23 protein-coding genes are annotated in these 21,408 nt (G+C 61.3%); 12 read left to right on the top strand and 11 right to left on the bottom strand.

All coding sequences use genetic code 11. The annotated features are described in order from the left end of the window. The first annotated feature begins 74 nt into the window (after positions 1-74). From ACEPAJ_RS20005 to ACEPAJ_RS19990, 4 genes are all read left to right on the top strand, one after another. Positions 75-887, top strand: coding sequence for an HDOD domain-containing protein (locus tag ACEPAJ_RS20005; RefSeq protein WP_425918125.1), 813 nt, complete (start codon positions 75-77; stop codon positions 885-887). A gap of 72 nt (positions 888-959) precedes the next feature. Continuing rightward, entirely contained in the window at positions 960-1,772 is an 813-nt protein-coding gene (gene mutM, locus ACEPAJ_RS20000; RefSeq protein ID WP_425917313.1) for a bifunctional DNA-formamidopyrimidine glycosylase/DNA-(apurinic or apyrimidinic site) lyase, read from the top strand. 85 nt (positions 1,773-1,857) lie between these two features. Next, entirely contained in the window at positions 1,858-2,436 is a 579-nt protein-coding gene (locus ACEPAJ_RS19995) for a lysophospholipid acyltransferase family protein (RefSeq protein ID WP_425917311.1), read from the top strand. Positions 2,437-2,512: 76 nt separating this feature from the next. Continuing rightward, positions 2,513-2,851, top strand: coding sequence for a multidrug transporter (locus ACEPAJ_RS19990; protein ID WP_425917309.1), 339 nt, complete (start codon positions 2,513-2,515; stop codon positions 2,849-2,851). 76 nt (positions 2,852-2,927) lie between these two features. Here the strand turns inward: ACEPAJ_RS19990 and ggt are convergent, their stop codons facing one another. The 6 genes from ggt to ACEPAJ_RS19960 all read right to left on the bottom strand — a co-directional run bounded on the left by ggt (position 2,928) and on the right by ACEPAJ_RS19960 (position 9,342). Beyond that, entirely contained in the window at positions 2,928-4,640 is a 1,713-nt protein-coding gene (gene ggt / locus ACEPAJ_RS19985) for a gamma-glutamyltransferase (RefSeq protein ID WP_425917307.1), read from the bottom strand. Further along, complete coding sequence (locus ACEPAJ_RS19980; RefSeq protein WP_136663464.1) at positions 4,637-4,888, bottom strand: YfhL family 4Fe-4S dicluster ferredoxin; 252 nt, start codon at positions 4,886-4,888, stop codon at positions 4,637-4,639. Before ACEPAJ_RS19980 ends, ggt begins: the two co-directional genes overlap by 4 nt. 113 nt (positions 4,889-5,001) lie before the next feature. Next, on the bottom strand, positions 5,002-5,481 hold the full coding sequence (coaD, locus tag ACEPAJ_RS19975) for a pantetheine-phosphate adenylyltransferase (RefSeq protein WP_160013623.1): 480 nt from the start codon (positions 5,479-5,481) through the stop codon (positions 5,002-5,004). 122 nt (positions 5,482-5,603) lie between these two features. Next, positions 5,604-7,199 (bottom strand): GMC family oxidoreductase N-terminal domain-containing protein, encoded by a 1,596-nt coding sequence (locus ACEPAJ_RS19970; protein ID WP_425917304.1) that lies wholly within the window; start codon positions 7,197-7,199, stop codon positions 5,604-5,606. A gap of 90 nt (positions 7,200-7,289) precedes the next feature. Further along, on the bottom strand, positions 7,290-7,835 hold the full coding sequence (locus tag ACEPAJ_RS19965) for a twin-arginine translocation pathway signal protein (RefSeq protein ID WP_425917302.1): 546 nt from the start codon (positions 7,833-7,835) through the stop codon (positions 7,290-7,292). A gap of 64 nt (positions 7,836-7,899) precedes the next feature. Then, the gene (locus ACEPAJ_RS19960; RefSeq protein WP_425917300.1) at positions 7,900-9,342 is read right to left on the bottom strand and encodes a coniferyl aldehyde dehydrogenase; all 1,443 of its coding nucleotides are present in this window, start codon (positions 9,340-9,342) and stop codon (positions 7,900-7,902) included. A 233-nt stretch (positions 9,343-9,575) separates the two neighbouring features. Here ACEPAJ_RS19960 and ACEPAJ_RS19955 point away from each other — a divergent pair, with 233 nt between their 5' ends. After that, a complete protein-coding gene (locus tag ACEPAJ_RS19955) occupies positions 9,576-10,235 on the top strand; it encodes a TetR/AcrR family transcriptional regulator (RefSeq protein ID WP_425917298.1) in 660 nt (219 codons plus the stop codon). Between the two features lie 12 nt (positions 10,236-10,247). Here the strand turns inward: ACEPAJ_RS19955 and ACEPAJ_RS19950 are convergent, their stop codons facing one another. From ACEPAJ_RS19950 to ACEPAJ_RS19935, 4 genes are all read right to left on the bottom strand, one after another. Beyond that, positions 10,248-11,243 carry a hydrolase gene (locus ACEPAJ_RS19950; protein WP_425917296.1) on the bottom strand — a complete coding sequence of 332 codons (996 nt, stop codon included), beginning with the start codon at positions 11,241-11,243 and terminating at the stop codon, positions 10,248-10,250. Positions 11,244-11,430: 187 nt separating this feature from the next. Beyond that, positions 11,431-12,039, bottom strand: a complete 609-nt coding sequence (gene rsmD, locus ACEPAJ_RS19945) for a 16S rRNA (guanine(966)-N(2))-methyltransferase RsmD (protein WP_425917294.1) — start codon at positions 12,037-12,039, stop codon at positions 11,431-11,433. Further along, complete coding sequence (locus ACEPAJ_RS19940; RefSeq protein ID WP_425917292.1) at positions 12,039-13,520, bottom strand: M16 family metallopeptidase; 1,482 nt, start codon at positions 13,518-13,520, stop codon at positions 12,039-12,041. Before ACEPAJ_RS19940 ends, rsmD begins: the two co-directional genes overlap by 1 nt. Then, positions 13,513-14,868 carry a M16 family metallopeptidase gene (locus tag ACEPAJ_RS19935; RefSeq protein WP_425917290.1) on the bottom strand — a complete coding sequence of 452 codons (1,356 nt, stop codon included), beginning with the start codon at positions 14,866-14,868 and terminating at the stop codon, positions 13,513-13,515. Before ACEPAJ_RS19935 ends, ACEPAJ_RS19940 begins: the two co-directional genes overlap by 8 nt. A 205-nt stretch (positions 14,869-15,073) precedes the next feature. Between ACEPAJ_RS19935 and ftsY the strand changes: the two genes are divergently transcribed. The 5 genes from ftsY to ACEPAJ_RS19910 all read left to right on the top strand — a co-directional run bounded on the left by ftsY (position 15,074) and on the right by ACEPAJ_RS19910 (position 19,889). Further along, entirely contained in the window at positions 15,074-16,492 is a 1,419-nt protein-coding gene (ftsY, locus tag ACEPAJ_RS19930; protein ID WP_425917289.1) for a signal recognition particle-docking protein FtsY, read from the top strand. Between the two features lies 1 nt (position 16,493). Further along, complete coding sequence (gene ftsE / locus ACEPAJ_RS19925) at positions 16,494-17,162, top strand: cell division ATP-binding protein FtsE (protein ID WP_274087158.1); 669 nt, start codon at positions 16,494-16,496, stop codon at positions 17,160-17,162. Next, on the top strand, positions 17,159-18,175 hold the full coding sequence (gene ftsX / locus ACEPAJ_RS19920) for a permease-like cell division protein FtsX (protein ID WP_425917286.1): 1,017 nt from the start codon (positions 17,159-17,161) through the stop codon (positions 18,173-18,175). The genes ftsE and ftsX overlap by 4 nt, the downstream gene beginning before the upstream one ends. A 113-nt stretch (positions 18,176-18,288) precedes the next feature. Next, the gene (rpoH, locus tag ACEPAJ_RS19915; RefSeq protein WP_425917284.1) at positions 18,289-19,143 is read left to right on the top strand and encodes an RNA polymerase sigma factor RpoH; all 855 of its coding nucleotides are present in this window, start codon (positions 18,289-18,291) and stop codon (positions 19,141-19,143) included. A gap of 134 nt (positions 19,144-19,277) precedes the next feature. Beyond that, positions 19,278-19,889 carry a hypothetical protein gene (locus ACEPAJ_RS19910; protein WP_425917282.1) on the top strand — a complete coding sequence of 204 codons (612 nt, stop codon included), beginning with the start codon at positions 19,278-19,280 and terminating at the stop codon, positions 19,887-19,889. A gap of 1 nt (position 19,890) precedes the next feature. Here the strand turns inward: ACEPAJ_RS19910 and mtgA are convergent, their stop codons facing one another. Next, positions 19,891-20,631 carry a monofunctional biosynthetic peptidoglycan transglycosylase gene (gene mtgA / locus ACEPAJ_RS19905; RefSeq protein WP_425917280.1) on the bottom strand — a complete coding sequence of 247 codons (741 nt, stop codon included), beginning with the start codon at positions 20,629-20,631 and terminating at the stop codon, positions 19,891-19,893. A 67-nt stretch (positions 20,632-20,698) separates the two neighbouring features. On the opposite strand from mtgA, the gene ACEPAJ_RS19900 reads away from it, so the two are divergent. Then, a complete protein-coding gene (locus ACEPAJ_RS19900; RefSeq protein WP_425917278.1) occupies positions 20,699-21,085 on the top strand; it encodes a DUF423 domain-containing protein in 387 nt (128 codons plus the stop codon). Between the two features lie 101 nt (positions 21,086-21,186). Beyond that, complete coding sequence (gene thiS / locus ACEPAJ_RS19895; protein WP_425917277.1) at positions 21,187-21,387, top strand: sulfur carrier protein ThiS; 201 nt, start codon at positions 21,187-21,189, stop codon at positions 21,385-21,387. Positions 21,388-21,408: the final 21 nt, after the last annotated feature.

Below are 21,408 nucleotides of genomic sequence, written 5' to 3'. Positions count from 1 at the left end.
TCATTTCGGTTTTCCCTGTCATGTCTCAAGAGCTCTCCGCCGACTATATCCGGCAAGTACTGCAAGGCATCAGCGTGCCGCCGCAGCCGCAGATCATGGTGGATTTGCAGATGGAGCAGGTGATGCCCGATCCGGACCTGCGCGCCATCGCCAAACTGATTAGCCAGGACCCGGGGTTGTCCGGCGCGCTGCTTAAACTGGTGAACTCGCCGTTCTTCGGCCTGGCCAACCGCATCGCCTCGATCCAGCAGGCGGTCAACTTGCTGGGCTGCAATACGGTGATCAACCTGATCAATGCGCAGTCGATTCGTGGCGAGCTGACGGATGAGGCCATCGTCACCCTCAACCGCTTTTGGGACACTGCTCAAGACGTGGCCATGACCTGCCTGAGCCTGGCCAAACGTATCGGTTACCACTCGCCGGATGAGGCCTACGCGCTGGGCCTGTTTCACAATTGCGGCATCCCGCTGATGCTCAAGCGTTTCCCCCATTACATGAGCGTGCTGGAAGAAGCCTATGCCAGCGCCACCGATGAGCGCCGGGTGGTGGATACCGAAAATCGTCTGCTGAATACCAACCATGCGGTGGTTGGCTACTTCACCGCCAAGTCGTGGAACCTGCCGCTGCACCTGTGCGAAGCGATTGCCAGCCACCACAATGCGCTGGCGATTTTTAGCGAAGACGCCAGCCGCGATGCGCAGCTGAAAACTCTGCTGGCGATTCTGAAGATGGCGGAGCACATCTGTGCCAGCCATCGGGTGCTTGGCAATCAGGCTGAAGACCATGAATGGCAAAGCATTGAGCAGCTGGTGCTGGAGTATGTCGGGCTGTCGGAGTATGACTTCGAGAACCTGCGCGAGAGCATTCGCGACCTGGGGGCACGCTAGCCTGTGGCGTCGTTTTCGGGGCATTCCTGATAAGGTAAGCGCCCGCTCCAATTGCTCAGCTGATGATTCGGTATGCCAGAACTTCCAGAAGTAGAAACCACCCGCCGCGGCATTGCGCCCTTCCTTGAAGGTCAGTGCGTTAGCCGGGTGATCGTGCGTGAGCGCCGGCTGCGCTGGCCGATCCCCGAGGACCTGGATATCCAGCTGTCCGGGCAGCGTATCGAATGCGTCGAACGCCGCGCCAAGTACCTGCTAATCAAGGCCGAAACGGGCAGCTTGATAAGCCACCTGGGCATGTCTGGCAGCCTGCGCCTGGTCGAGTGCGGCCTGCCGGCGGCTAAGCATGAGCATGTGGATATCGAGCTAGAGTCCGGCCTGGCCTTACGCTACACCGACCCCCGGCGTTTCGGTGCACTGCTCTGGAGTGCCGACCCATTGAGCCATGTGCTGTTGAGCAAGCTAGGGCCGGAGCCCTTGACCGAACTGTTTGACGGCGAGCGGTTGTTTCAGCAGTCGCGTAGCCGGGTCATGGCGGTTAAGCCCTTTATCATGGACAACGCCGTGGTGGTCGGTGTGGGCAATATCTATGCCTCGGAGGCGCTGTTTGCGGCGGGCATTGATCCGCGTCGCGAAGCCGGTTCCGTGTCGCGGGCGCGCTACCTAAAGCTGGCGGTTGAGATCAAACGCATTCTCGCTCACGCGATTGAGCGCGGCGGCACCACCCTGCGCGACTTTGTCGGTGGTGATGGTCAGCCGGGGTATTTCCAGCAGGAACTGTTCGTCTATGGCCGTGGCGGTGAGTTCTGCAAGCACTGCGGCAGCACCCTGCGCGAGGTTAAGCTGGGCCAGCGCGCCAGCGTGTATTGCCCGCGCTGCCAGCGCTAAGGTATTTGCGGCGCGTTGAGATTTGACTGCTCGGCCGCAACTGGCAGGCGCTGAGCACATAACAATAAGAAAGACCGAGGTATTGATGTCCGGTAACTATCTACCCCGCAACCGGCTGGCCGAATGGGTGGGCCGCGTGGCGCTGAAACTGATGGGTTGGCGTATCGAAGGCCAGCTGCCGAAACTCGACAAGTTTGTCGTCATCGGCGCGCACCACACCTCCAACTGGGACTTTGTGATTTTTATCGCAGTGAAATTTGTGCTGCGCCTGAATGCCCGCTGGTTCGGTAAGCACACGATCTTTCGCTGGCCCTTTGGTGCGCTGATGCGTTTGTGGGGCGGTATTGCCATTCGTCGTGAGCGCCAGGGCAATACCGTCGAGCAGGCCATACGGGCCTTCAGCGAGCATGAGCATTTTATGTTGATACTCTCGCCCGAAGGCACGCGCAAGAAGGTCGAACGCTGGAAAATGGGCTTCTATCACATTGCCCTGGGAGCCGGCGTGCCGATCGTGATGGGTGCGCTGGACTATCAGAATCGGCGCGTGTTTATCGGGCCGACTTTTATGCCGACGGGGGACGAAACAGCGGATCTCAATGCGATCCTGGCGTTTTACCGGCCCTTTATCCCGAAAAAACCTGAATATGCCTTTTATGGGGATTGACGGGCGTCACGCTGACAATTATCAATGCGCTGTTATAGTTAGTCTCACTGCCTCCTAAACACTGAAGGATCGCCCCATGAAACTGTTCCGCTCAACCGCTGCTGCTCTGGCGCTGACCACTGGCCTGCTGGCGTTGCCAGCCCATGCTGAGGTAGCGCAGCAGAACACTAGCGGCGACCCTCTCTACACCGCCAATGCGCCAAAAGCTTATTCGATGCTGGGTGATCTGCTGATCGCGCGGCCATTGCTGATCGGGGCAACGGCTATTGGCGTTGTAGCCTTTGTTGTCAGCCTGCCGTTTACTGCTTTGGGTGGCAATGTGGGCGAAGCCGCTCAAGCGATGGTCGTTGAACCTGGCAAAGAAGCTTTCGTACGCTGCTTGGGTTGCACCACCAGCGGTTACCGCCAGAACTAATAGCGTTGACAACGCCTGGCTACCGATTCGGGCTGGCGGCCAGGTGTAATGTAAACAAGCTCCGCCAGTAAGCGAATTACTGCGGTGCGGCTGGTTTGACTACCGCCGTGCCGATGCCTCTCGGGTCACTGGCCGCCTCAACCCCTCCGCCTTGTTTGTCCCAGAACAGCACCTGCTGATTCCCGTATTGCCGCCCCGTCGATTTCAATTGATGCCCCAGTGCGTTTAGCGCCGCGCGTTGTGCAGCGCTGAATGTGTTTGGCTCGTGCTCGATCAGGTCCGGGCGGAACTGATGGTGGTAGCGCGCGACACTGGGCCAGCGTTCGATGGGTTGTTGATCCAAGTACTCGAGCATCGCCAGCAGCACCATGCTGGGAATCCGGCTGCCGCCTGGCGTGCCGAAGCTGGCGAAGTCCTCAGGGCTTTCGATAAAGCTCGGGCTCATGCTCGACAGGGGCCGTTTACCGGCGGCAATGCTGTTGGCCTGGCTGCCACTCAGGCCGTAGGCGTTACTGCCTTGTATGTCGGCGGCAAAGTCATCCATTTCGTTGTTCAGCAATACGCCGGTGCCGGGCACGGTGAAGGCGGCGCCGAAGGGCAGGTTGACCGACAGTGTGGCGGCCACTGCATTGCCCTCGGTGTCGAGCACCGTGAAATGCGTGGTGTGATCGCCTTCTTTCCAGGGGCTGCTCGGTGGCAGGCTGTCGCTTGGTGTGGCGTGTTGCGGGTCGATGCTGCTGGCCAGTTGCTTCAGGTAGTCAGGCGCAAGCAGTTGGGCGGCGGGGTTGTTCACAAAGTCGGGGTCGCCGAGTAGACCGCGGTCGCGGTAAGCACGGCGCAGTGTCTCGACCACGAGGTGGGTGCGCTGTACGGCATCACCCTGCTGCCAGGGCAGTTGCTGCAGCATCAGCAGGCTTTGCCCCAAGGCAATGCCGCCCGCTGACGGTGGCGGTGCGCTGATCAGCTCGCGGCCTTGATCAAGCTGGACGCGCAACGGCTTGCGCTCAACGATGCAATAGTCGGCCAAGTCGTTGAGCGACCAGATACCACCTGCCGCCTGTACCGCCTGGACGAGTGTTTCGGCGACCTTGCCGCCGTAAAAGCCTTGATGACCCTGAACGGCCAGTTGCTCCAGTGTCAGGGCCAGTTCGGGTTGACGCAGTAAGTTGAACTCTTGCGGTATGTCGCCTTTTTCGAGGAACAGTCGCGCGGTTTCTGCATCATTGCGCATGGCCTCAAGGCGCCAGCCTGCGCGCTCGCGGTAAACCCGGTCGATGCTGACGCCGCTGCGGGCCAGGCGAATAGCCGGGGCCAGCGAGTCACGCAGCGGTAGGCGGCCGAAACGCTCTGCCAGTTGCACCAACGCCGCTGGCAAGCCGGGAATAGCAGCCGCCAGTGCGCCGTTCAGAGACAGCTGTTTGTGTACTTCGCCATCGACTTTATAGAGGTCGGTGTGGGCCGCCAGTGGCGCACGCTCGCGGGCATCGAGAAAGCGATAGGTGGGCGATTCGCCGGCTTCTCGCAGTAAAAAGAAGCCGCCGCCGCCGAGTCCGGAACCGTAAGGTTCGACTACCGCGAGAGCGGCGCTGATGGCGACGGCCGCATCGAAGGCATTGCCGCCCAGCGCCAGGGTTTCCTGGCCCGCGACGGTAGCGGCGGGGTGCGCCGTGGCAACCGCAATGCGTTCGGGCAGGGCGGCGGCATGCAGCTCAAGGGCGCAGAGTAGGGCAAGCGCACCGAAAAGGGCGCGCCAGGGAAGATGGCCGCGGATCAGGCGGCCGGTCTTCATGCTTTACCGGTAATGATCAGGTACTTCTGCATCAAATCATCCTTGCTCTCGACATTGTTCTCATCGAGCGGGATGCAATCGACCGGACAGACCTGCTGGCATTGCGGCTCATCGTAATGGCCGACGCATTCCGTACACAGGTTGGGGTCGATCTCGTAGATTTCTTCGCCCTGGGAAATTGCCGCGTTAGGGCACTCGGGTTCGCAGACGTCGCAGTTAATGCAGTCGTCGGTGATGATCAGTGACATGTGTAACCACTCCCGCTGCAAACCGATGGCGCAGCCTAGATGTGTACAGAAAGACGTTGGCGCAAATTGTGCCGCATCGGGGCCACGCATGCACGTGGCCATGCGGTAATGACTTAGCGCTTGAAGCGTTCAGTCAGCGCGGCGGCTACGGCCGGGTGTACGAAGTTGGAGATATCACCACCCAGGGCGGCGATCTCACGCACCAGTGTTGAGGAGATAAACGAGTACTTTTCCGACGGCGTTAGGAACAGGCTTTCCACGTCAGGGGCCAGTTGACGGTTCATATTGGCCAGTTGGAACTCGTATTCGAAGTCGGACACCGCCCGCAGGCCGCGCAGAAATACATTCGCACCCTGTTCCTTGGCGAAATGCGCCAGCAGGGTTGAGAAACCCACTACTTCAACGTTGGGCAGGTGTTGGGTGACCTCCCGAGCCAGTTCGACGCGTTGTTCCAGGCTGAACAGCGGGTTCTTCTTCGGGCTGGCGGCGACTGCAATGATCACGCTGTCGAACAGCCGTGCCGCGCGCTCGACCAAGTCGCCGTGCCCCTTGGTGATGGGGTCGAAGGTGCCTGGGTATAACACTCGATTCATCGTGACGTCCTGGCGGGTTCGTTGGGGAGACGGATGGTAGCGCAGCGCTTCACCGTGGCCAAGTCGGGCACGGCGGATCGCCGTGATTCACGGGCGCAGAATGGCCCGTGAATACCCTGTCATCAGGCGTGCTTGAGACGTTCGGCGAGTTTTGTCGCGAGTTTGGCGGTCAGGCCGTAGATCGACAGCTGCGGGTTGGCGCCGATACTGGTGGGGAACAACGAGCCGTCATGGATCGACAGGTTACTCAGTTGGTGATGGCGGCCAAGGCTGTCAGTCACGGCATGCTGTGGGTCTTCGCCCATGGCGCAGCCACCCATGACGTGGGCGCTGCCCAGGCGTGTGCGATACAGCTCCAGGCTGAAGCTGTCGATCAGGCGTTTTGCCTCCGCCAGGGTGTTCACGTAACCGGCATCGGCGTGCAGCGGCAGTACCGCTTTGGCACCAGCGGCAAACTGAATTTCGGCCATGGTATGGAAGGCGCGGCGTATGCCGTCCCAGGTGTAATCGGTCATTTGGTAGTCGAGCACCGGGCTACCGTCGCCGCGCAGCTCAACTTTGCCTTCGGCGCTGTCTGGGTGAAAACCATCGCGCATCAACGCCAGCATCACGTTGGTGTGGGGCAGCTGCTCCATGCGCATGGCGTTGTCGATGCCAAAACGCCCGAGCATTGTGGCGGTGATGGCGGGTTGCAGCGGCGGCACTTCGAGCTTGTAAGAGAGGCGACCTGCCGCACCGTCATCCCATTGGAAGTGGTCGGAATAGATCGATTGCGGCGCGCCATAGAACGGGTTGATCACCTGTTCGAACAGCGCGGCCGAGAAGTTCACCAGGTGCAGATAGGTGCGTTTGCCGGTGCGCTGATGGGGGTCTGGGGCGCCGGAGCGCAGGAGAATGCCCGGCGTGTTGATTCCGCCGCCGGACAGTACGTAATGCTTGGCTTTAACGGTAATTTTGCGGCCATTGGGCGCGACACTGCGCGCGTCCATGCCCAGGCACTCGATGCCCGTGACTGTGTCGCCATCCAGTAGCAAACGTTCGGCGCGCGCCAGATAGAGCAGTTCGCCGCCCTTTTCCAGGGTCGCTGGAATGGTGGTGACCAGCATCGACTGTTTGGCGTTGGTCGGGCAGCCCAGGCCGCAATAGCCGAGGTTCCAGCAGCCGCGCACGTTGCGCGGAATCACTTGCCACTCGTAGCCGAGCTTGCTGCAGCCGGTGCGAATCACCTCGTTATTGGCATTCGGCGGTACGGCCCAAGGGGCAACGCCCAGGCGTTGTTCCATCTGCGCAAACCAGGGCTCCATGTCTTCGGCGCTGTGGCCTTGGACACCATGCTCCTTGGCCCAGTGTTCCAGGGTCGGCGTGGGCGTGCGGAAACTGGAGGTCCAGTTGATCAGGGTGGTGCCACCGACCGCACGGCCTTGCATGATGGTGATCGCGCCATCCTTGCTCATGCGCCCGATGCCTTCCTGATACAGCTCAGCATAGGCCTTGTCTTCGAGCATCTTGAAGTCATCGCTGGTTTTCAGCGGGCCTTCTTCAATCAGCAGCACCTTAAAGCCGGCTGCGCTGAGGATTTCAGCCGTAGTGCCGCCGCCCGCGCCGCTGCCGACGATGGCGACGTCCGCTTCGAGGGTCAGGTCGTTGTCTAGCTGCGAACCGTTGTAGGTCTTCCAGCCACGGGCCAGGCCTTCTTTGAAACTATCGGGTACGGGCATTTGAGGTGCTCTCAGGCGAATTCTTATTAGCGTCCAGCGGTTCCGCTCATTGACGATCTCGCGGCATGGCCGACGCGCAGCAGGTCGTGGTCAAACAGTTGGCGGGCCGGGGTAGCCGCAGTGCGCCCACGACTCGGCGCGGCTGTACCAACTCATCATGACTAACTGCAGCAGCGAGGCTTGGCCCATTTTCAGCAGCGCCAACGAGCTGTTTTGCCAGCGCTCAAAAAACGCCTGTATATCGGCAGCCGAGGCGTTCTGCCAGCTGCCCCAAACCCCGGTCAGTGGGCCGCGGGTGATGGGCAGGGCCAGCACATCGAACAGCTGCACGGTCAGCTTGAGCAGTTCGGGCGATAGATGATTGAGGCTGTAGTCGAGGTTCTCCAGGGTGCCGCTGATGGCCTGCGGCATCTGCGCCGGGGGTACCGCGCCCGCGAGCATCACCGGGATCAGCGCCTGCAGGAAGGGCAGGTCGGTTTCGCGAATTACCGCAAAACCGGCTTTCGGTGTGCTGGCCGAGCAGCCGCTGAGGGTGGCGGTCAGGCCGGCCGTGCCGAGCAGGGCAGTGCCCAGTAGGCCGACTTTGAGCAGGCTGCGGCGTGACAGGTTAGGTGCTTCAAGTGTGCGGGTGTGCATTTTATTGTTATCACCGAATCAGGCTGTGGGCGGGCGCAGGGCGACTGAGCCCGCCCGGATCAGGTCAGCGTACGAACAGCTTGTAGATCAGTTTTTGCAGGGTTTTGCCATAGGGTGGGTAGATCGTTTTGGCGGCGTTGAAGCGCTGCTTGATAAACACCCCCTTGGCCTTGCTAAAGGTCAGAAAACCTTCATGGCCGTGGTAATGGCCCATGCCGGAAGGGCCGACGCCGCCGAATGGCATGTCGTCCTGGGCCACATGCAGCAGGGTGTCGTTGATGCACACACCGCCGGAGTGGGTTTCGTGCAGGACACGCTGCTGCTCGCTCTTGTCGTAACCGAAGTAGTACAGCGCCAGCGGCCGATCGCGCTGATTGATATAGGCAAAGGCGTCTTCCAGTTTGTCGTACGGGATGATCGGCAGCAGCGGGCCGAAGATCTCGTCCTGCATCACCTTCATCTCATCCGTCACATTCAGCAGCACGGCCTGTGGCATGCGTCGGTCCTGGGCTTCTGGGTACAGCGAGATAACGGTTGCGCCCTTGCTTTCGGCGTCCTTCAGATAGCTGTTGAGGCGCTGTTGCTGGCGTTCATTGATGATGGCGGTGTAGTCCGGGTTGTCCGCAAGCGTCGGGAAGAAGCTTTGCACCGCGTGGCGGTAAGCCTCGACAAAGCCGTCCACGCGGTCCTTCGGCACCAGCACATAATCCGGGGCCACGCAGGTTTGACCGGCGTTCATGGTCTTGCCGAAGGCGATGCGTTCGGCGGCGTCACTCAGCGGTACGTCGGCGGAGACAATGGCCGGCGACTTGCCGCCCAGCTCCAGGGTGACTGGGGTGAGGTTTTCGGCGGCGGCACGCATCACGTGTTTGCCGATGCTGGTGGCACCGGTGAACAGCAGGTGGTCGAACGGCAGTTTGGAGAAGGCCATGCCCACTTCCGCCTCACCCAACACCACGGTGACCAGGTCTTCGGGGAAGACCTTGGCCAGCAGGTCCTTGACCAGTTGCGAGGTGGCCGGGGTCGACTCGCTCATCTTGATCATCACCCGGTTACCGGCCGACAGCGCGCCCACCAGCGGGCCGACGGCGAGAAACAGCGGGTAGTTCCACGGCACGATCACCCCAACCACGCCCAGCGGTTGATAGATCACCTTGGCGGCTGCGGGCATAAATTGCATGCCGACGCTGCGCCGTGACGGCTTCATCCATTTTTTGATGCGCTTGGTCGCGTAATGGATGCCATGCAGGCTGGGCATCAGCTCGGCGAGCAGGGTTTCATCGGCGCTGCGGTTGCTGAAGTCCTGGCTGATGGCGCTGATCAAGGCTTCCCGCTCGTTGCTGAGCAGCTCGCGCAGCGCGTTGAGCCACTGCATGCGTTGTTCCGCCGAGGGCATTGTGTTGGCGTTGTATGCCTGGCGCTGACGGGCAAAGCTGCTCTCCAGCTGGCTGATCTGCTGTTGGCTGTTGTGCAGGCTTTGTTCGAGGTAAGAGACGTCGGCGACCATCATGCTGCTCCTTGGCGTTCCGGCAATGCAGTGCATCAGATGAGTGAGGCCACTGCAGAAAAGGGATGCTGGATTTTTAGAGCAATTGCTCTAATCTGTCAAATCGCAGGATACGATCAACCGGCTGGCGCATGCCCGCAGAGTTTAAGCGCGTGATCTGGCTCGGCGCTGGGTAGCTCTTTATGCGGTTGAACGTGTACTTTTGCCGGGCTTTGAATTGAGAACGAGCCGCTATGTCAGCCCCACTTAAAACCCGCGAACGCATCATTCAAGAGAGCCTGGCGCTGTTTAACGCCCAGGGCGAGCGCAACGTCAGCACTAACCACATCGCGGCGCACCTGGGGATTTCACCGGGCAATCTGTATTACCACTTCCGCAATAAGCAGGCGATCATCGCCGAACTGTTTGCCCTGTACGAAAGCCAGGTGGATATCTTCCTGCGTCGTCCGGAAGGTCGGGCGTTGACCGTGCAAGACAAAACCTTCTACCTGGAGGCGCTGCTCGCGGCCATGTGGCACTACCGGTTTTTGCACCGCGACCTCGAGCATTTGCTCGAAAGCGATGCGGCGTTGGCTGAGCGCTACCGGCAATTTGCCCAGCGCTGCTTGGCGCAGGCGCAGGCGATTTATCAGGGCTTTGTCGAGGCCGGCATCCTGCTGATGGATGCGTCGCAAATTGAGGCGTTGACCCTCAATAGCTGGATCATCATGACGTCTTGGGTGCGCTTCCTTTGCACCACGCGCGGCAGCCCCGACGACCTCAGTGAGGACATGCTGCGCCGTGGCATCTACCAGGTGCTGGCGCTGGAAGGCGGCTACACTGCACCGCAAGCACGCGAGGCCGTGGAGGCGTTGTACGCCAAGCTGCATGTGCCGCTTGAACAGGTGATCTGAGTTGTAGCCACCCTACAGTGGCTTGGCCGCCTGCTCGGCCAACCACTGCGGAATGCGCCGCTCCAGGTAATAACCCGGTTTACCCAGGCTGCCTTCGACAAAACCGACATGGCCGCCGTGGGCGTGCAGTTCGAATTCGATGCTGGGCGACAGTTCGCTGGCTTCGGGCAGGCTGTGGGGGAACACGAAGGGATCGTCAGCGGCCTGGATAATCAGCGTCGGTGTTTCGATCTGGCCGAGGAAATAGCGGCTGGACGCGCGGCGGTAGTAGTCCTCGGCATCGGCGTAGCCATGCAGCGGTGCGGTAATGCGGCCGTCGAAGTCCCAGAAAGTGCGCATATTGTCCAGTGGGCCGAGCTTCTCCAGGGTGGACAGGCGATCACTCATGCCCTGATGAGCGAACAGGCGCTGCTTGTCCTTCACGTAGGCGACCATCTCGCGCATGAAATGGCTTTGATAAACCCGAGAAAAGCCCATGCCGATGCGGTCAGCGCACTGATCCAGGCGAAACGGCACCGAGACTGCCGCTGCGCCCTGCAAATGGCTGTCGGCGCCGGTTTCCCCCAGATACTTGAGCAGCACATTGCCGCCTAGCGAATAACCCACCGCATACAGCGGTGCCATGGGGCGCTGGGCGCGCAGGTGGCGCACGGTTTCCGCCAAATCCTCACTGGCGCCGGAGTGATACCCCCGTGCCAGCAGATTGGGCTCACCCGAACAACCGCGCCAGTTCAGCGCCACGCTGGCCCAGCCCTGCGCCGCCAGTGTCTGCTGCAAGCCCAGTACATACAGCGAATCGGATGAACCGGTCAGGCCATGCAACACTAACACCAGCGGGGTATTGGCTTCATGCGGGCCATGCCAGTCCAGATCGAGAAAGTCGCCATCCTCCAGCCACAGCCGTTCGCGTGTGCGTGCCAGTTTCGCCGGTTGGCGACACATCGGGTTCCACAGCGTTTGCAGGTGCGGGCCGGGCAGCCACCACGCGGGTTTGAAGGACGTGCTCATGGTTGCGGTATCAAGAGGGTAAGCGCTCAGGCTAGGGCCTGAGGCGGTGAAACGGAAGCTAAATGCAGCGGCTGAATGGCGGAACCCGACTTAGGTTGGCCTTGCTCTCAGCTTGGTGGGTTACGCCGCGTCTGGCCCAGCGTGGCGGCAGACTGATTTGGCGCGGCTAACCCACCCTACAAAAGCCTTAAGCTGCTGCCGTTCGCTGCCACAACGCGTAATACACCTGTCCCGCTTTTTGCTCGCGGTGCAGGCGCCAGTTGCCGGGCATGCCGAGGCTGGAGGGTGAGTTCTCGCTTTCGGTATAAACCCAGGCATCGGCGGCCAGCCAGCCGTTGTTTTCTAAGGACTGGCAGGCTGGGAGCAGCAGGCTCTGGTTGAACGGCGGGTCGAGAAACACCAGATCGAACGGCGTTGCTGTCGGGTTCTGCAGGTAGAGCAGGGCGTCAGTCTGCTGCAGCTGGCCGTTGTCGCAGTTCAGCGTTTGCAGGTGCCCGCGCAGGCTGTTGATGGCGGCTGGATTGAGGTCCAAGGCCAGGGCGCTGCCGGCACCGCGCGACAGGGCTTCAAGAAACAGTGCGCCGCTGCCGGCGAACAGGTCGAGCACCTTGGCCCCTTCAACGTAGGGCGCCAGCCAGTTGAACAGGGTCTCGCGGACACGGTTCGGTGTTGGCCGCAGCCCGGCAGCCATGGGGAAGTTGAACTGGCGCGAGCGCCATTGCCCGCCGATGATCCGCAGCTGGCCATCGCCACTATGGGCGGGGTTGGCTTTCGGCGGTTTGGGTCGCTTGCTCATTAATGCTCCGGTACTGCAGAAGGTTGCTCGGCGGGGGTGTCGGTGGGCGGTGGCAGTTCTTTCTGCGCCACGGTCGGGCCAGCAGTGACGATCACCAGGGCTTCTGGGTCGAGGTGTCTGGCCATGGCCGCTTTGACCAGCGCCACGTCCAGCGCCTGCACATCACGCATAAAGTCTTCCAGGTAGCTCAGCGGCAGGTCGTAAAACCCCATCGAACCCAGCTGGCCGACGATGGCGGCGTTACTGGCGGTGGACAGCGGGAAGCTGCCGGCCAGCTCGCGTTTGGCGTTGTTCAACTCGTCAGCGGTCGGGCCATCCTTGATAAAGTCGGCCAGCATGCTTTTGACCAGTTGCAGGGTGCCATCGCTGAGTTCGGCGCGGGTCTGCAGGTTGATCATAAATGGGCCGCGCGCCTGCATGGCGCTGAAGCCTGAGTAGACGCCGTAGGTCAGGCCGCGTTTCTCGCGCACTTCGGTCATCAGGCGCGTGCCAAAACCACCGCCGCCGAATACCTGGTTACCCAGGTAAAGCGCGGCGTAGTCCGGGTCGCGGCGGTCAATGCCGAGCTGGGCGATCATCAGGTGAGTCTGGTTCGAGGGGAACTCGATGTGCTGCAAGCCGGCCTTGGGCTCTTGCGGCTGGGCGATGCGTGGCAGCGCCGGGCCTTTAGGCAGGGCGGCGGACACCGCATTGGCTAGAGCTTCGGCATCACTGCGCGAGAGGTCGCCGACCAGTGCGATGATCGCGTTATTGGCGGTGTAGGCTTTGGCGTGGAAGGCTTGCAGCTGTTCACGGCTGATTGCCGGAATCGACTCGGCATTGCCGTCGCTGGGATGCGCGTAAGGGTGCGTGCCGTACAGCCGCTCGAACAGTGCCAGGCTGGCCAGTTTGCCCGGGTTCTGCTTCTGGTATTCGAAGCCAGCCAGTAGCTGGTTCTTGATCCGCGCCAGCGAGTCTTCTGGGAAGGTCGGCTGGCCGATGACCTGATTGAACAGCTGCATGGCCGGTTCGCGTTTGTCCGCAGCGCTGAGGCTGCGCAAGCTAGTAATGGCCATGTCGCGGTAAGCGCCGTTACCAAAGTTGGCGCCGAGGTTTTCGAAGCCTGCTGCAATCGCGCCAACATCCTTACCCGGTACGCCTTCGTTGAGCATGGCATTGGTCAGCATGGCCAAGCCGGCGATGCCGTCGTCATGGCTGCTGCCGGCGGCAAAGGTCAGTTGCAGGTCGAACATCGGCAGCTCGCGGGCTTCAACGAACAGCACCTTGGCGCCTTCGGCGGTTTGCCAGGTCTGGATGTTCAGGTCGCGGCGACTTGGCGCCTGGTCACCCAGCGCAGCCAGGGACTCAATGCTGTCCGACTCGACGGCCGCAGCGGGTGTTGGGCTGCTATCCGGGCGGTTGATCACCAGGGCCAGCAGCGCCAGCAATATCAGTAGCGCTAGGCCGAGCAGGCCGTAACGTAGGCCGTTGCGCTCACTCATTGCCCTTCTCCTCAGGTAGAACATGGGCGACGCTCAGGCGGTCGCGGGTAAAGAAGGTGCTGGCGGCTTTTTGAATATCCGCAGGGGTGACGGCTTCCAGTTCAGCCAGCTCCTGATCGATCAGCTTCCATGACAGACCGACGGTTTCCAGCTGGCCAATGGCGGTGGCTTGGCTGGTGATGGAGTCGCGCTCGTAGACCAGCCCAGCAATCACTTGCGCCCGCACGCGGGCCAGTTCCTCGGCGCTCGGTGGAGTGTTCTGCAGGTCCTCTAGTTCACGCCATAAGCCGGCCTCCACTTGCTCCAGGGTTTTGCCAGTCTGCACGTTAGGCGTGGCGGAGAGGATGAACAGGCTGTCACCACGGGAGAAGCCGTCGTACCAGGCCGACGCACCGGATACCAGTTCCTCGCCGCGCTCCAGGCGCGTCGGTAGGCGGGCGCTGTAGCCGCCATCGAGCAGGGCAGCGGCCAGGCGTAGGGCGTGCACCTGACGCGGTTGTTCGGCGGTGGCCAGGCCGGGCACGTTGAAGCCCATCATCAGGCTCGGTAGCTGGGTTTTCAGGTGCAGGGTAATGCGCCGCTCACCCGGTGCGGCCAGTTCACGCGGGGCTTTGGCGGTGGGCACGCTGCGCTTGGGAATGGCACCGAAATAACGTTCGGCGAGGGTCTTCACTTCGCTGGCACTGACGTCGCCGACCACTACCAGGGTGGCGTTGTTCGGCGCGTACCAGGCCTCATACCAGGCGCGCAGCTCCTCGACGGTCATGCGCTCGAGATCGGCCATCCAGCCGATGGTCGGCGTGTGGTAACCGCTGGCGGGGTAGGCCATGGCCTTGAAGCGCTCGTAGGCCAGGCTCGACGGCTTGTCGTCGGTGCGCAGGCGGCGCTCTTCCTTGATGACCTCGATTTCTTTAGCGAACTCGTCGGCCGGCAGCTTGAGGCTGGCCAGGCGGTCAGCTTCCAGCTCCAGGGCGACGGCCAGGCGGTCACGCGCCAGCACTTGGTAATAGGCGGTGTAATCGTCGCTAGTAAAGGCGTTTTCCTCGGCGCCCAGCTCGCGCAGGATGCGTGATGCTTCGCCGGGGCCAAGCTTGCGGCTGCCCTTGAACATCATGTGTTCGAGGGCATGGGACAGGCCGGTCTGGCCGGGCGTCTCGTAGCTGGAGCCAGCTTTGTACCAAAGCTGGGAGACCACCACGGGCGCACGGTGGTCCTCGCGCACGATGACTTTAAGGCCATTGTCCAGGCTGAATTCGTGAGTCGGCTGCGGCGCGGCGGCAAAGGCCAGCAGCGGTGTGCAGAGCACGCCCAGCAATAAAGCGGCAGTGCGTTGGGCAATTATTGACATAGATTCTCGACCTGTCGGACGGGCCCGCTTGGTCTTAGCGTCGGCGGGCGCGGAGGTGCTAGGATACGCATCCGTTTTACTGACGACCACGCCTACTAAGGCATCTGATTGTTACTGCGTACACTCTTCAGCTTTTAATGCTGCGTGAGTAATGCCTTCAGAGCCTGTTGCTGCGCGCGTCGCTCCTTTGAGATAGCCGTCCTCCATGTTTGGTTCCAACGACGACAAGAAGACCCCCACTCCTTCTGGCGACAAGCCTGCGGAGAAGAAAGACCTGTTCGGCTGGCTGCGTAAAAAGCCGCAAGCGCCGGCCAGCCCTGCGCCGCAACCCGCGCCTGTTAGCGAACAACCGGCTATCCCGGTTGCTCCAGAGGTTGCCGCCCCTGCACCGTTTGAGCCCGTCAACGATGCGCCGGTGCCCGCTGAAAAACCACTCGACACGCCTGTGGCTGAGCCGCAGGTTGCTCCGGTTGCTCCGGTTGCTCCGGTTGAGCAGGCCGCGCCGGCCGTAGCTGCACAGCCTGAAGCCAGCGAAGCGAGCCCGTTGCCACGGCCGTCACGGTTCCGCATCAATGCCGGCAGCGAAGTGCTGCATGCCCATGTTGAGCAGCCGGTGGTGGTGGAGCCGGTCGTTGAGCCGCTAGCGCCAGTGGTTGAGCCGGTCAAGGTAGAGGCGGCGGTCAAAAGTACTGAAGAAAATCGTGCCGGCTTTCTTGAGCGCCTCAAGCAAGGCTTGTCAAAAACCAGCGCCAGCCTTGGCGAAGGCATGGCCAGCCTATTCCTTGGCAAGAAAGTCATCGACGATGACCTGCTGGAAGACATCGAAACCCGCCTGCTAACCGCCGACGTGGGCGTCGAGGCCACCACCGCCATTGTGCAGAACCTCACCAAACGCGTGGCGCGCAAGGAGCTGGCCGACAGTGGTGCGCTCTATAAAGCCTTGCAGGAAGAATTGACCACGCTGCTCAAGCCGGTCGAGCAACCGCTGAAAATCGACAGCAGCAAGCAGCCCTACGTGATTCTGGTAGTCGGCGTGAATGGTGCGGGCAAGACCACCACCATCGGCAAACTGGCGAAAAAACTCCAGCAGGATGGCAAGAAAGTCATGCTGGCCGCCGGTGACACCTTCCGCGCAGCGGCTGTCGAGCAGCTGCAGGTGTGGGGGGAGCGCAACCAGATCGCGGTGATCGCTCAGCACACCGGCGCTGACTCTGCTTCGGTGATCTTCGATGCTGTGCAAGCGGCGAAATCGCGCGGGATGGATGTGCTGATCGCCGATACCGCTGGCCGTCTGCACACCAAAGACAACCTGATGGAAGAGTTGAAGAAGGTACGCCGGGTGATCGGCAAACTGGATGACACCGCACCGCACGAGGTGTTGCTGGTGCTGGATGCTGGCACCGGGCAGAACGCGATCAATCAGGCCAAGCAGTTCAACCAGACCGTCAGCCTCACCGGCCTGGCCCTTACCAAGTTGGACGGCACCGCTAAAGGCGGGGTGATTTTCGCCCTGGCCAAGCAGTTCGCCCTGCCGATTCGCTATATCGGCGTCGGTGAGGGCATCGACGACCTGCGTACCTTCGAGGCCGAAGCCTTCGTTCAGGCGCTGTTCGCGGAGAAATAGGATGATCAAATTCGAGCAGGTCGGTAAACGCTACCCCAACGGCCACGTCGGGCTGCACGAACTGAGTTTCCATGTGCGCCGTGGCGAGTTTCTGTTCGTCACCGGCCACTCCGGCGCGGGCAAAAGTACCTTGCTGCGCCTGCTGCTGGCGATGGAACGGCCGAGTAGCGGCAAATTGCTGCTGGCCGGGCAGGATTTGTCGCATATCACCAATGCGCAGATTCCCTTTCTGCGCCGGCAAATCGGTGTGGTGTTCCAGAATCACCAATTGCTCTTCGACCGCAGCGTGTTCGACAACGTAGCGCTGCCCTTGCAGATTCTGGGGTTGTCCAAGGACGAAATCGGCAGCCGTGTGCGCACCGCCCTAGAGCGCGTATCGCTGGCCGACAAAGCCGAGCAATTCCCCGGCGACCTGTCCACCGGTCAGCAGCAGCGCGTTGGTATTGCTCGCGCTGTGGTGCACCGTCCGGCCTTGTTGTTGGCGGACGAGCCCACCGGCAACCTTGACCCGCGTCTGGCCGCCGAGATCATGGGCGTGTTTGAAGACATCAACCGCCTGGGCACCACGGTGCTGATTGCCAGTCACGATTTGGCGCTGATCGCCCGCATGCGCCACCGTATGTTGACCTTGCAGCGTGGCCGCTTGATCGGCGACGGGGAGGCGGCATGAGCGCCACCCGTATGCCACCGCCGCAACCGGCGCAGCGCGTTGGTGCCGCGGCGAAAAAAAACGAGCCGCCAACCCCGGATGACGGTCCAAGCTTTTCCCATCAGTTGCATGCCTGGTTGGAAAGCCACCGCGCCAGCCTGGTCGACAGCCTGCGCCGGCTGGGCAAACAGCCCATTGGCAGCTTTTTCACCTGCCTGGTGATGGCGGTGGCGCTGAGCCTGCCCATGGGGCTGGCCTTGCTGCTGGATAATGTCGAGCGCCTCGGTGTGTCTTGGCAGCGTGCGGCGCAGATTTCCCTGTTTTTACAGATCGATGCCACTGAGTCTCAGGGGCAGGCACTGCGCGAGCAAATCGCCGAAATGGATGATGTGGCCGAGGCGGAATGGATCAGCCGTGAGCAGGCGCTGGCCGAGTTTCAGCAGCAGTCAGGGTTGGGCGAGGCGCTGAAAGAACTGCCGGATAACCCGCTGCCGGGCGTGATTGTGGTCACCCCGCAGGAAGTCGATAAAGTTGCTCTGGAAGCCTTGCGCTTGCGCCTGGCCGAGTTGCCGCGGGTGCAGCAGGCGCAGTTGGATCTGCTTTGGGTCGAGCGCCTTAGCGCGATGCTTAAGCTGGGCGAGCGCTTTGTCTTCGGTCTGACGCTGCTGCTGGTGATGGCCCTGCTGCTGGTGATCGGCAACACCATTCGTCTGCATATCGAAAACCGCCGCACTGAGATCGAAGTGATCAAGCTGGTCGGCGGTACCGACAGCTATGTGCGCCGGCCCTTTCTTTATATGGGCACACTCTACGGTTTAGGCGCTGGGTTGCTGGCTTGGTTGCTACTGGCCTATGGCCTGGGCTGGCTGAATGACGCCGTGGTGCGCCTGGCAGGTTTGTACGGCAGCGACTTCGCCCTAGATGGCGTGCCGATGGCCGATGGTCTATCCCTACTGCTCGGCGCGGTACTGTTGGGCTATATTGGCGCTTGGCTGGCCGTAGCAAGGCACTTGAACGAGCTTGCCCCAAGGTAGTAAGTTATTGTTTTGCTTGATATTGACTATGTGTAAGGGAACTTGTAGATAGGCACAACGTCTTATTGAGCAGTGCTAGACTGCCACACGATTTCGTAAGTAGGAGGATCCAAATGTCCACTTCCATGCAACCTGTTCATGCTTTGGTTCCGGGTGCCAACCTGGAAGCTTACGTGCATGCGGTAAACGGCATCCCGCTGTTGACCCCCGAGCAGGAGCGTGAGCTGGCGGAGAATCTCTTCTACAGGCAAGACCTCGAAGCCGCCCGGCAAATGGTCTTGGCGCACCTGCGCTTTGTGGTGCATATCGCCCGTAGCTACTCCGGTTACGGCTTGGCCCAGGCTGACCTGATTCAGGAAGGCAATGTTGGCCTGATGAAGGCGGTCAAGCGCTTCAACCCGGAAATGGGTGTACGCTTGGTGTCGTTCGCCGTGCACTGGATCCGCGCCGAGATTCACGAGTTCATCCTGCGCAACTGGCGCATCGTTAAGGTGGCCACCACCAAGGCGCAGCGTAAGCTGTTCTTCAACCTGCGCAGCCAGAAGAAGCGTTTGGCCTGGCTGAACAACGATGAAGTGCACGCCGTGGCCGAAAGCCTAGGTGTTGAGCCGCGCGAAGTACGCGAGATGGAAAGCCGTCTGACTGGGCATGACATGGCTTTCGACCCCGCTGCCGAGGCGGATGACGAAAGCGCGTTCAAGTCGCCGGCCAATTACCTGGAAGACCATCGCTACGACCCGGCGCGTCAGCTGGAGGATTCAGACTGGACCGACAGCTCTAGTGCCAACCTGCACGAAGCGTTGGAAGGACTGGACGAGCGCAGCCGTGACATCCTTTACCAGCGCTGGCTGGCCGAAGAAAAAGCCACGCTGCATGACTTGGCGGCTAAGTACAACGTGTCGGCCGAGCGCATTCGTCAGCTGGAAAAAAACGCGATGAACAAGCTCAAGGGTTCGATCGCCGCGTAAATCGCGCTACTGTCAAAAGCCGCACCTAGGTGCGGCTTTTTTATGGCCGAGCATCACTGGCGGCCACCCTTCGGACCATCGCTGCGCGACGTTAAAAATCGCTTTTGGCGATTTTTATGGTCAAGGAAAACTCGATGAAATTACCGCCCATACGCCCGCAGCACTGGCTGATCTTTGCCGTGGTTGCTGCCCTGTTCTTTGCTTGGGGATCCTGGTTGATGCGTCCGCAGCCGGCCGCGCAACCTTTGCCCTGGCTGGCGCAATGGCAAGCTGAGGTGCTGACGCCCCTGGCCGATGATCGGCTGAGCGTGGTGCACCTGCGTGATGCCCTGGAGGGCGAGCTGTGGCTGCAGCCCAGCCTGGATGGTGCGCGCCTGCTCTATCGCGGTGAATTGCAGGACGGCAATGAAGCGTGGTCGTTGGAGGCGGAGGTGGGGCTGGAGGCCGCTGAGCGCGAGAGCTTGCTGGCGGCCGCGGGGCTAAAACCGACGGATAAGGCGCAGCCACTGGGCAGTCAGCTGCTGGTGTCTTTGGCGAATCGGCCGATTATTGCGCTGACTCTGTTGCCGCCTGCGCCGCTTGATGCGGCGCGGTTAGCGGCCAGCATCGGCCAGCCGCGCCTGACGCTGGAGCTGGCCGAGGGGCAGGCTTGGGTGTATCCCGAGTTGGGCATGACCGCGCACCTGCAGGATGGCGAGCTGTATTTTCTCTACGCCGTACCGCGCCATCTACTCAAGCAGCGCTAGTTTAGAGCCCGCTGGGGAGCCACTCACGCAACCACTCGGGACGGCTTGGCTGTAAACGACTGAGGTAATGATTGCCGCCCAGTTGGCGCATTTGTTGGCGAATCCAGCTGGCACGGCGGCTGATGTGAGCGCTGGGTCGGCTGGCGCTCCATTCGCGCGGGTTGGGCAGTACTGCGGCGAGCAAGCTGGCCTGCTGGCGTGACAGATAAGGGGCGCCGATGTTGAAGTGATGCTGCGCCGCCGCCTCTGCGCCGAATACGCCATCACCCCATTCAACGCTATTAAGGTACACCTCAAGAATCCGCTGCTTCGGCCAAAGCAGTTCGACCAGCCCGGTGAACCACACTTCAATGCCCTTGCGCAGCCAACTGCGGCCGGACCAGAGGAACAGATTTTTCGCCACCTGTTGGCTGAGGGTGCTTGCACCCCGCAGTGAGCCGCCTTGCTGGTTGTGCGCCAAAGCGGCCTGGATCGCGGCGATATCGAAGCCCCAGTGCTCGGCAAATTTTTGATCTTCGCCGGCGATAACGGCCATCTTCAAGTCGTCAGGCAGTTCATTCCAGGGGCGCCAGTTGCGCTGCAGGTCGATGGGCTGGTCGTGGAGCCAGGATTCGACCTTGCGCTCGACCATCAGGGCAGTGCCGGGCGGTGGCATCCAGCGCAGCAATAGCACCAGCAATACCGAGGCGATCATCAACCAGAGCAGGAGTTTGAGCAGTCGGCGGAAGAGGGAGCGAACCATGCGTGCTTGGCCAGGACGAATTTGCCGGCCATTATAGCCAGCCTTGTCTTTATCGCTGGAGTGATGGATGGCGCGTCTGTGGTTATTACTGTCTGGGTGTGCCGGCTTTACCGGTGTTGCCCTGGGCGCTTTTGCTGCGCATGGCTTGAAGAGTCAGCTGACGCCGGCGTATCTCGCGGTGTTCCAGACCGGCACGCAGTATCAGTTGGTGCACGCCTTGGCGCTGTTTGGCGTCGGCCTGCTGGCCTTGCTGCGCCCGGCGCGCCTGGTCAGCTGCGCGGGCAGCTTATTTGCCCTCGGCATCCTGTTGTTCTCTGGCAGCCTCTATGCGTTGACCTTGAGTGGTATCAGTGCGCTGGGCATAGTTACCCCCTTGGGCGGCGTAGCGTTTCTCGCGGGTTGGGCATGTCTGGGTGTCGCTGCCTGGCAGCTGCCGGAGCGCAGCGAGCCCTGACCCGTAAGTCAGAAAACGTGACGGGCAGCAGCCTTTAGCCTTGGTCAACGCCGGTGATCAGGCTAGAATGCCGGCCCTTTTCCCGTTGGGAGCGAGCCGTCATGCGTATTCTGTTAAACGGTGAACCATTCGAATTGCCCGAGGGCGCAACCGTCGACGGGTTGATTGAGCGCCTGGATCTGGCCGGCCGCCGCGTCGCGGTAGAGCTTAATCTGGATATCGTGCCGCGCAGCCAGCACTGCGCCACCGCCCTGCGCGAGGGTGACCAGGTTGAGGTGGTGCATGCCATTGGTGGTGGTTGAAGGGCGTTATCGTCCGCAGCC

This window comes from Pseudomonas sp. GWSMS-1 (assembly GCF_049847425.1).
Classification (GTDB): domain Bacteria; phylum Pseudomonadota; class Gammaproteobacteria; order Pseudomonadales; family Pseudomonadaceae; genus Aquipseudomonas.
This window is presented reverse-complemented; position numbering and strand designations above follow the sequence as displayed.